This window comes from Bartonella sp. ML70XJBT (assembly GCF_028618425.1).
Classification (GTDB): Bacteria; Pseudomonadota; Alphaproteobacteria; order Rhizobiales; family Rhizobiaceae; genus Bartonella.
The window spans coordinates 1-5,220 of the sequence record NZ_JAQISX010000041.1 but is presented as its reverse complement, the minus strand read 5'-3'; the positions used below and the strand labels follow the sequence as shown (position 1 = coordinate 5,220).

Below are 5,220 nucleotides of genomic sequence, written 5' to 3'. Positions count from 1 at the left end.
ATGAATTTAGGGCAAGATGTAAGTTCTATCATAGATATTGTTACGGTTTCTCAAAATAGTGACTTAAAGAATGTCACAACGGTTGTTGATGATATCCCCCTTCACGCAAAACCAGAAAGTGCGAGTGCGGGGAATGTCTATCCACTGCGAAAATCGCTTACCCCCCATAATGGTCAAGAACGTTTCAACTTTGTGATGGCGTTTCCTAATGCTCTCAGAACCCTTCTGATTAAAAAATCGACCCTTGCGGATTATTGGGGCATCTGGGCGAACAATGTTGCGGAGATTGCTCAAAACCACATTAATCGTCTTAAAGATATCCTTTCTGATAAAACCAGTAAAGCCTATTATGCTTTTGAGAGCTTTCATAAGGAGTTAAAGAGTAATTTAAACGACAGTATTACCCAAGAGGAAGCGCTAGAGATGTTAGGACAACATCTTGTGACGCGTCCCGTGTTTGAAGCTTTGTTTGAAGGCAATAAGTTTGTCCAGAACAATAGTATCTCGCAAGCCATGGAAAAGATCTTAGCTGAGTTGGATAAAACCAATATCCAGCAAGAGTCAAAGGAATTACAAAAATTTTATAACAGCGTAAAATTCCGTGCCTCTGGAATTACCGAACCCCAAGCAAGACAGAACCTTATTATCAAGCTTTATGAAGATTTTTTTGCCAAGGCATTTAAGAAAACCACCGATAGGCTTGGGATTGTTTATACCCCCGTTGAGGTTGTTGATTTTATCATTCACTCTGTTGATGATGTTTTACGCAATGAATTTGGAAAAAGCTTGGGATCACGTGGTGTTTCTATTCTCGACCCTTTTACAGGTACTGGTACCTTTATCACACGGCTTTTACAATCCAATCTCATAAAACCAGAAGATATGGAATATAAATTCCGTCATGATATCCATGCCAATGAGATTGTCTTGCTTGCTTATTACATAGCAGCGATTAACATTGAATCGACTTATCATAGTCTTATGAAAGGGGAATATATACCGTTCAAACATATTGGTTTAACCGATACGTTTCGGATGCTTGAAGAGAAAAATCTGCTACAAAAATTATTTAAAGAAAACAGTGAATATTTGGAACATCAGAAAAATCTAGATATCAAAGTTATTTTTGGCAATCCCCCTTATTCTTTTGGACAAAAGAGCGCCAATGATAATAATCCGAACACATCTTATCCCATATTAGATGACCGTATTCGTGAAAAATATATATCAAGATCAACAAAAATAATAAATCGAAACAAACTTTATGATAGTTATATACGTGCCATTTGTTGGGCTAGTGACCGTATAAAAGACCGTGGTATTATTGGCTTTGTTACCAATGCAAGTTTTGTCAACGGAAGTTCTATGGACGGTTTACGCAAATGCCTCGTTGAGGAATTTTCGAGCCTTTATATTTTCCATTTACGGGGAAATCAACGAACATCTGGGGAAGTTTCTCGAAAAGAAGGGGGTAAAATCTTTGGCGAAGGTTCTCGTGCCCCTATAGCGATTTCTATTCTCGTAAAAAATCCAGAATCTGAACAGCGTGGTAAGATATATTTTCGTGATATTGGGGATTATCTCACAAAAAAAGAAAAGCTTACGATAATTGAATCCCTTGGTAGTATTGATGGAATTACACGTAGTGAACAAGGTTGGCAAATAATTGCACCAGATAAACATGGCGATTGGATAAAGCAAAGAGATGCTGATTTTGATCAGTTCATACCCATGGGAGATAAAAATATCCCAATAGATGCTAAAATCTTTAAAGAAGTATCTCTTGGTATAAAATCAACTCGTGATGCTTGGGTTTGTAATTTTTCTAGTAGTGAATTAGAGATATCTGTTCAAAAAACAATTAAATTTTTTAATGAACAGAAACATCTCGTTACTGAAAAGCCGTCTATTCCTATCAAAGGGATCATTGATTATGACGTTACCCAAATTAGTTGGACGGATATTCTTATCTCTCGTTTAAAACGGGGAAATGATGCAATTTTTGAACCTCATCTAATAGTTCCTACCCTTTATAGCCCATTTGTAAAAATGTGGCATTATACATCACCATTCCTTAATGACATGCTAGGACAAACACATCAGTTTTTTAATCCAGATTTGTCTGATAATCTTGGAATTTGTGTTACAGGAATAGGCAATCGATCAGATTTTTCATGTCTTATGACAAATAAACCAATTAACTATGCTACATTAGAAACAGCAAGATGTTATCCGCTTACACTTCATTGTAATGAAGAAAAACATCATGATCATAGTCTGTTTGCTACAGAAGTAAAAAGAAAAGTTTGTGATGGTATTACAGATGCTGGATTACTGAAGTTTCAGTCTGCTTATCCGAATGAGGCTATAACAAAAGAAGATATCTTTTATTATGTTTATGGAATTTTACATTCAGAAGATTATCGCGCTCGCTATGCTGATAATTTATGTAAAGAGTTGCCTCGTATCCCTTGCGTAAAAACTGCTGAAGACTTTGGAAAATTTGTAACAGCAGGACGTGAACTGGGGCATTTGCACGTAAATTATGAAGATGTGGAACCTTATCCAGTCACATTTAAAAAAGGCAATCCAAAACAGACTGATATCTCTAATCCTAAAGAATTCTATTACGTGAATAAAATGAATTTCGCAAAAATTAAAAATAGCAAGGAAAAGGATAAATCCACTGTTATTTATAACAGCAACATCATCATAACAGATATTCCTCTTGAAGCTTATGAGTATATCGTTAATGGTAGACCCGCTCTTGAATGGGTTATGGGGCGTCAATGCGTGAAAACAGATAAAAAGAGTGGCATTGTTAATGATGCTAATCGCTATGCTATTGAGACAATGGGTAACCCTGCTTATCCATTGGAGTTATTCCAAAGGGTTATTACTGTAAGTTTGGAGACAATGAAAATTGTTAAGAACTTACCAAAACTAGAAATTAAAGAAACTGAATAAGCTTATAAGACCTTATAACTCATAAGGGGTATAGAGCCTTGTAGCTATAATCTATACCTCTCTTGTAAGTTGATTACCTATAATCTTAAAAGGAGTGTTTATATGCGTTATTCTAAAAAGAAATCATTTGCACTTTTAAACACTGTCATTTGGATTGCTTTAAGACTTATAAGAAATCCACTCTTAAATAGAATAGGCTTCTTTTGGATTGCCTTTAAAAGATTATATCGCAATCTCAAATGATAGCTTTATAGCTTTCAAAAAACCTCTTTAAAGAGAGTTTTATATCTTCATTTTGCTTATAGGTTTTGTCTGTTTTTAAAACCCCCAAAACACCTACAAAACCCTCTTAAATATATATTAAAGATTGTATTTGTATGTTGTATTTAATACAGGTTGTTTATTTGAAACATTAACTTATTGAAATATAATAACTTTTATTTTTGACTAAAAAATATATAAAAGGGGGTGTAAAAAGAACACCCAAAACCCCCTAAACCCCCTAAACTATAACCATAATGATCTTGATAGCATTTCTTATGATTATAAACTGTCTTTTGAAAGGCTTTAAAGGATCACATGCTTTTTTAAGACGTGGTTTAATCATTCTCTAAAATTATAAATTTATCCATTTAAGTGAACTGATAAAAATTCATTAAAGGGATTTTGATAACGTAATCAGTTTTCATTTTCATATGCTTTTCATAAAGCACGTTTTAATCACTCACTAAAATAATCATTTTTGTCAGTTCAATTTACTGACACAAACTGACAAATATATATTTTTTATATATTTTTGATTGAATTTATGGGGCATCTTAATAAGGGTTGTATCATTAAAATACTAACCTATTGAAAAATAATGTTTTTAATTTACTCTCATTTAAAAAAATACTCTAGGGTCTAGAAACAACTGACTAAACTGACAAGACTAACAAAAGTCTATTAAAAGGGATTTTGCTAATCTCTATAGTTATCAATCTCTCTTTAGATGTTTTCATAACAGACTATAAATCGCAATTATCATTTGAAAATGAAAAATAATGCCATGGCTATAAAGAAGATAACAGCTATAGAAAATGCATAAAAACAGCAGGCTTTCATAATTACATTGCAAATGAATGTATTTTTTATAAGAGAGCGGTGTCTATTAAGGTCGTTTAAATTAAACACCCTTATAAACAAAATTCACAAAAAATTTAAAAACCATTTAGTGAAAAAATAGATACGTTATAAAGTTAAAAATACGCATTATCAGAGCGTTTTTAAATATTATAAATGTATAGATTCAAAAAATAACGCAATCGTTTAAGAAAGCTCATAATATAGCTTTAAAATCATATAATACAAAAGAAGCGCTTGATAAGCATATGACAAATATATATACATAATGCATTTAAAAAATATCAAAAAAGATAAAATAATAATTGACAATAAATACGTATTTTGTTATATAAATAATCAAGTGATCAAAACACTTACAGTTAGCGGAGAGGTTACGATAAACCTAATCCTATTATAAAAACTGACTATCTTTTGTGCTATAAAAAGCATATAGAGTGATTTTGTCGGGTGTAGCTATGTTATACAATACCCTTTTATGGGGAAAGCATAGCAACGGACTAACTGCCGTGTTTTGAGCACCCGGCGCCCTTATAGGGTTGTCAATTTCAAAACTTTTTACAGTTAGGATTTAGTTATGACAAATATCTCACAAAACACCCCCGTTATCTCTTCCATTTCAAATGAAACCGCATCTAATAATAAACAAGAGCCTGCAAAAAAATACGAATTTACAGACGAAACAATTGAAGTAGGTGATTATACTCTTTATCGCATTCGTGCTTTAAGGGATTTTTCCAATGTAAAGGCGGGGGACCTCGGTGGCTTTATACACAAGGTGGCAAATTTAGCTGATAATGGCAATTGCTGGGTCGGTGGCAATGCCATGGTTTATGGGGATGCGCGGGTTTTCGATAATGCCCATGTTTTGGATAATGCAAAAATTACTGGCTCTGCTAAAATTTATGAAAATGCAAGAGTTTATGGCAATGCTAGCGTGCATATTAGAGCTGAGGTTTATGGCAATGCGCAAGTCTATGAGAACGCATTGATTTATGGGGATGTTTTTGGACATGCTAAAGTGTATGGCAATGCAAAAATTTATGACACTATTTATGGCAAGTTTCTTGATAAGACTAGAATTTATGGCAATGCTGAGGTTTATGGCAAAGCACGTGTGCTAGGAAGTTC

The 5,220-nt window shown here is 33.5% G+C and carries 2 protein-coding genes; both read left to right on the top strand.

Features of this window, described 5'->3' with window-relative positions; genetic code table 11:
- A partial coding sequence (locus tag PVV65_RS08845; RefSeq protein WP_273789910.1) for a type ISP restriction/modification enzyme occupies positions 1–2,967 on the top strand: 2,967 nt, incomplete at its 5' end.
- A gap of 1,699 nt (positions 2,968–4,666) precedes the next feature.
- Positions 4,667–5,220 (top strand): hypothetical protein (locus PVV65_RS08840; RefSeq protein ID WP_273789909.1); only part of this gene is annotated, 554 nt, incomplete at its 3' end.